At 48.5% G+C, this 5,268-nt stretch carries 3 protein-coding genes and 1 pseudogene; 2 read left to right on the top strand and 2 right to left on the bottom strand.

The features are described 5' to 3' along the window. Positions 1-261 precede the first annotated feature (261 nt). Complete coding sequence (locus BZJ21_RS14980) at positions 262-939, bottom strand: hypothetical protein (protein WP_077670217.1); 678 nt, start codon at positions 937-939, stop codon at positions 262-264. Positions 940-1,085: 146 nt separating this feature from the next. Between BZJ21_RS14980 and BZJ21_RS14975 the strand changes: the two genes are divergently transcribed. Further along, positions 1,086-2,393 (top strand): GGDEF domain-containing protein, encoded by a 1,308-nt coding sequence (locus tag BZJ21_RS14975; RefSeq protein WP_158011775.1) that lies wholly within the window; start codon positions 1,086-1,088, stop codon positions 2,391-2,393. An 87-nt stretch (positions 2,394-2,480) separates the two neighbouring features. Here the strand turns inward: BZJ21_RS14975 and BZJ21_RS14970 are convergent, their stop codons facing one another. After that, on the bottom strand, positions 2,481-3,698 hold the full coding sequence (locus tag BZJ21_RS14970) for an MFS transporter (protein ID WP_077670216.1): 1,218 nt from the start codon (positions 3,696-3,698) through the stop codon (positions 2,481-2,483). Between the two features lie 240 nt (positions 3,699-3,938). Between BZJ21_RS14970 and BZJ21_RS14965 the strand changes: the two are divergent. Further along, a pseudogene (locus BZJ21_RS14965) lies at positions 3,939-5,171 on the top strand (YgiQ family radical SAM protein); the annotation flags it as partial. Between the last annotated feature and the right edge of the window lie 97 nt (positions 5,172-5,268).

The following is a 5,268-nucleotide window of genomic DNA, read 5'->3' as shown; positions in this document are numbered from 1 at the left end:
GTTCAAGCTTCTGCTGTTTGGTTAAAGTCACTTTCATAGGTAGGAATCATGATCCTGTTTCTACGTAAAATCAAGCATCTTCAATGATCACGGGTATACGCAATAAATATGCTAGCTGCGCGATAAATATGTTAGCTGCGCGATAAACATGTTACCTACGCGATAAACGAGGGGGCGTTATAACCCACTTATCTTGTAAGCGTAGTGGGCAAGACTATAAACGATCAATTTTTTAACACTATCTTGGCATGCAAACTACATTTACCCCATGACAACTGAGTTGAGACAAGTAACGGCTGCAAACATAAACAAGACACCTGCATTTATACGCCACAATGTGGGCTTAATTCGCTTCATTAAGTGCCAAATTTGCGCAGCGAGAGCCAACAAACCAAACCCAGCTCCGGCAACAAACGCATTAATCTGGCTAGGTGCGATATCTGAATGACTTAACGCCGCTACGCTTGCGACAAACACCATCAGTCCCATAAACGCCATCACACTTGCCAGTGGTAATAACGTGTCAAAAGCCTGCAAACGTGAACGCGCACGCACTAATAGACCATGCCCCAAGCTTGTACCAAGTAACACCAGCTGTAATATCCCGGCGACAACCAGTAGCCCACCCTCAGCCATCAGTATGGTAATCCATGTAACAACGCCCAATAAATTTGCGATGTACAACAAAGGAATGGGACCTGAACGACGTGTTTTGCCCGTTTTTGATCGAAACGCAAATATCCCTAATGTTAAGAAGGGTAAGATGGCGAAAAAACTAGATGGAACCAAGATCAACCAAGCAAAAGTCGGCACCCAAAAAGCATGATGAAAACGCCCTCGCTGGCCGGGGCAAATATCGCCCTTCAAAAGGGCTAACGACAACACGAGTTGTGCCCCCAAAACAGCAGACACGATCGCGGGAACAAGTAACATGTACATAACAAAAATTACCTTACATAAAGCATTAAAAAAGAGTCAACTATTGAACTGATTACATTAAAAAGCGCCATCGATCACATTGAATGCACGAAACAGACTCAAAACCGCCAATAAACTGGCATGTTTGTACACTTATACCAACCTTTATGACAGATAAAAACAACATGACCGCACGACGCGATAATAACAAAGTGGCGCGAGCAGCGGGAACCTTTGCACAAGCGGAAAGGACAATGGGTGCAATGATGAGTGAGACCTTAGGGCACATTATTTATAAGCTCCAAATATCATTTTTTGAACTTTGGAGTGCAAAAAAACACGCCAACAGTTTTAATAACACACGTAGTACCTATCTGCGCAGTCGCTTATGTGTACTGTGTTACGTATGGGCTGGGCTCACGATTGCTTGGTCTGTCGCTGATTTTCTATTCCTATCGGACACTACCGCCGCCGCCCAACTCTCATTGCAACGCTTGCTATTAGGTGGGGTGCTGATAACGATTGGTTATGCAGTGAGTCGAGCTAACAATCTAAAATCGGCTAAACTCGGTCTCGTCGCGATGGTGATTGCCACCAACGCCTTTTATTTCTCTGCCAGCCACACCCTTCATTTCCCTACGGAGAACACCGCGTTTTCCTATAGCTACACGCTATTGCCGATCATTCAGATAGTCATGCTCACTATCTTTCCGCTCACCATGCGCGAAAGTTTATCGTTAATGACAATTACTTTAGCTTGCCATCTCTGGGTGGATTCGTTCGGTGGCACCATGACCAGTCCCGACAATATTGCCTCATACTGGTTACAGACAGTGATTGCCTTCATGGTGGTCTGGTCACAGCTTTCGCAATTACATATGATTTTGCGCCTTTATCGCCAGGCGACACTCGATCCGCTCACTGGGATCTATAATCGCCGAATGCTGCTTCAACTGGCAATGCGCGCACTCGCCGTGAGCGAGGAACGACATTCTCCCTTTTCTGTGTTGTTGCTTGATTTGGATAAATTTAAACGCATTAATGACAAATGGGGCCATTACGCTGGCGACGTTGTTTTACAGTCGTTTACACGTACAGTGCAAGAGCGACTAAGAAAATCTGACATCTTTGGTCGTTTTGGTGGCGAAGAGTTTATCGTATTCTTACCTAAATGCAGTGGTGAGGTCACGGCACAAATCGCTAACCGATTACTCGAAGAAGTCGAAAGTATGGATGTGCCAATTGATGAAAGCCGAACGCCGCTCAAGGTGACCGCGTCGATTGGTATCTCCACCTTTCAACCCGGTGACACACTCTCATCATTGATTGAACGAGCGGACAGTGCGCTTTACCAAGCCAAAGCCGAAGGACGAAATTGTGTCCGTGCCTACCAACCGGGTCATCAAACCAGTGTTGATGCACGACATTCAGTGAGCCGCGACAACATTGATATGCCGACCGAAGCATCACTTTAAATCAGCCGCACGGTGAGTCGACGGCGTTCATGCCATAAGCCCATCGTACGGCAAGCTCATGGCTCAGTATGGTACGAGGGGCCTTGCTCATGGGGCCGCCGTTTGCTGGTGTATTTTGCGAGCGCGGCTTCGACTCACCACCCGGGATAACCCAAACACTAAACCTAATAAAACCAGTCCCAACGCTAATGCGGCGATGACCACACCGAACCATGCATAATGCTGCCAAGCCGCGATGAGATAAAAGCCGCCAAGACTGCCACCGACATAATAATGTACCAAATACAAAGCCGTTGCGGTTGCTTTGCCTTGTGCAGCTTGGCGGCTCACCCAGCCATAAGCTAAAGAGTGAGTGAAAAAAGCCCCACCGCTAACCACCAACAACCCAATAACTATCCAGGGTATATCATGACTTAATGTCACTAATACGCCTAGCATCGCCACCAAAGTGCCAAAGGCCATGCCTCTGATTGCACCATACTTGAGCACCCACCGGCCACTGAGCCGTGATGTCACCGTACCGGCGAGATAACAAACAAATACCGATGACACCAAGCTTACCGGTAACTGATAAGGAGGCGCTACAAGTCGAAAGGCGGTGACCGAAAATAAATTAACAAACAATGCAAAGTTTACCCCACCAATAAGCATGGCTATCCACAAACTTGGCGTACGTAAATGCGACAAGACCCCACGTGAATGGGTGAGCAACGATGTTCTACTTGGGGAGAAATAGCGTTGACGAGGCAGCAATTTTGTCACGATCATCACTCCCGCCAGTGTGAAGGCCGCCATGGCGAGGACCGCACCATGCCAGCCCCACCAATCGGTCATTATGCCACCAGCAACGCGACCAGAAATGCCACCCAGTGAATTAGCACTGATGTAACTGCCCACGGCGATCGCTAGCGCCTTGGGAGAAAACTCTTCGGCCATGTAAGCGACCGCCACCGCCGCAAATCCACCCAGTGACAAGCCCATCAACGCGCGCAGCAGAACAATCATCCAAAATGATGAGGTACTCGCCATCGCAAGCCCAACAAGGGGCAGCATCCATAAGCTGGTCAGCATCACAGGCCGACGACCAATACGTTCAGAGAGCACCGCCCAAGGCACCAAGGAAAAGGATAATCCTAGCGTTGCCGCTGCAAGCAACCAGTTCGCACGCGTTTCACTGATCCCATCACTGGCCGCAAACACAGGCAACATCGGTTGGAACAAGTAGAGGTTACAAAAAATGAGAAAAGAGCCGAACGCAAGTGCAAATGCCGTCAGCCGATAACGTGATGAGCCAAGCTCAATCATGACAACCTCACCGTTTAGTCAGATGACCCTATACTAGCAACGGCAATGTGCGTAATAAAATAGATTCACGTTAAGTTAGTTTCATTGTCAGCTATTAGTGCGTCACAATGCCGAACATCACATATTGCCCCTATACTCTATGCAGGAATATCGCTAAAATCGCCGGCCAATTAATCGCCCGCTTTGGCGCATGACTGCAAATCATTTGCTCACACGCGCGGCAGACCAAGAGACAAAGACGTGACACCGACTGCTATATACGACTATACCCCCTACTGGGCTGCTTGCTTCGGGCCTGCGCCTTTTTTGCCAACCAGCCGAGAAGAGATGGATATTCTTGGTTGGGACAGCTGTGACATCATCATTGTCACGGGCGATGCCTATGTCGATCACCCCAGTTTTGGTATGGCCGTGATTGGACGCACCTTAGAAGCACAAGGCTTTCGAGTCGGAATCATTTCGCAACCCAATTGGCACACTAAAGAAGACTTTATGGCACTCGGTGAGCCTAACCTGTTTTTTGGTGTCACCGCGGGTAACATGGACTCGATGATCAATCGCTACACAGCGGATCGTAAACTGCGCCATGATGATGCCTACACCCCGAATAATGAGGGGGGTAAAAGACCTGATCGTGCTGTCTTGGTGTATTCTCAACGTTGTCGAGAAGCTTACAAACAGACACCCATCGTGCTTGGAGGCATTGAAGCAAGTTTACGCCGCCTGGCTCACTACGATTATTGGTCAGACAAAGTTCGTCGCTCTGTGTTGTGTGATGCAAAAGCCGATATCTTATTATTTGGTAACGCGGAACGTGCATTGATTGACGTTGCACACCGCTTGTCACGCGGAGATTCATTGGCCAATATGACGCGTATCGCGGGCACAGCCGTAATGATGAAGTCACCGCCTGAGGGAATGGCAGAAGTAGACTCAACCCGCATCGATAAGCCGGGTAAAGCAATGACGATGCCTAACCCTTATGCCACTGAGACCCAGTGCGAGACCAGCAAAAAAACGGAACCTGACGCGGCGAAACCGATTAGTATTCGTCCTTCTCGCCACGATGCCAAGAACACCTTTGTTCGCTTACCCTCGTTTGAAAAACTCAAAAACGACCGGATTTTATATGCGCATGCCAGTCGAGTGATGCATTTAGAGGCGAATCCCTACTCTGCGCGTGCGCTCGTGCAACAGCATGGTGACCAACTGCTTTGGATTAATCCCCCTCCGGTGCCGTTGACCACAGAAGAAATGGATTACGTTTTTGGCTTACCTTACGCCCGCGTGCCGCATCCGCAATACGGCCAAGCTAAGATCCCGGCTTACGATATGATTAAAACGTCGGTGAATATCATGCGCGGCTGTTTTGGTGGCTGTTCGTTCTGTTCAATTACCGAGCATGAAGGCCGGATTATTCAAAATCGCTCGCAAGCGTCGATCATTGAAGAGCTTAATGATATCCGCGATAAAGGTAAGCGGTTAATAAACCCCACATACCCATAAGACACGGGCTTTGCCATAGTACCTTTTTGAGCGGAGGTACCATGAAACAAGCACAAAAACGCGC

Source organism: Salinivibrio costicola subsp. alcaliphilus (assembly GCF_001996185.1).
Lineage (GTDB): Bacteria > Pseudomonadota > Gammaproteobacteria > Enterobacterales > Vibrionaceae > Salinivibrio > Salinivibrio costicola.
Note: the sequence above shows the minus strand (reverse complement) of the source record. Positions and strands in the feature narration are given on the sequence as shown.

Excerpts from the sequence above, each read along its gene's own strand:
- BZJ21_RS14980 (WP_077670217.1), bottom strand. The coding sequence starts at position 939 with ATGTACATGTTACTTGTTCCCGCGATCGTGTCTGCTGTTTTGGGGGCA.
- BZJ21_RS14975 (WP_158011775.1), top strand. The coding sequence starts at position 1,086 with ATGACAGATAAAAACAACATGACCGCACGACGCGATAATAACAAAGTG.
- BZJ21_RS14970 (WP_077670216.1), bottom strand. The coding sequence starts at position 3,698 with ATGATTGAGCTTGGCTCATCACGTTATCGGCTGACGGCATTTGCACTT.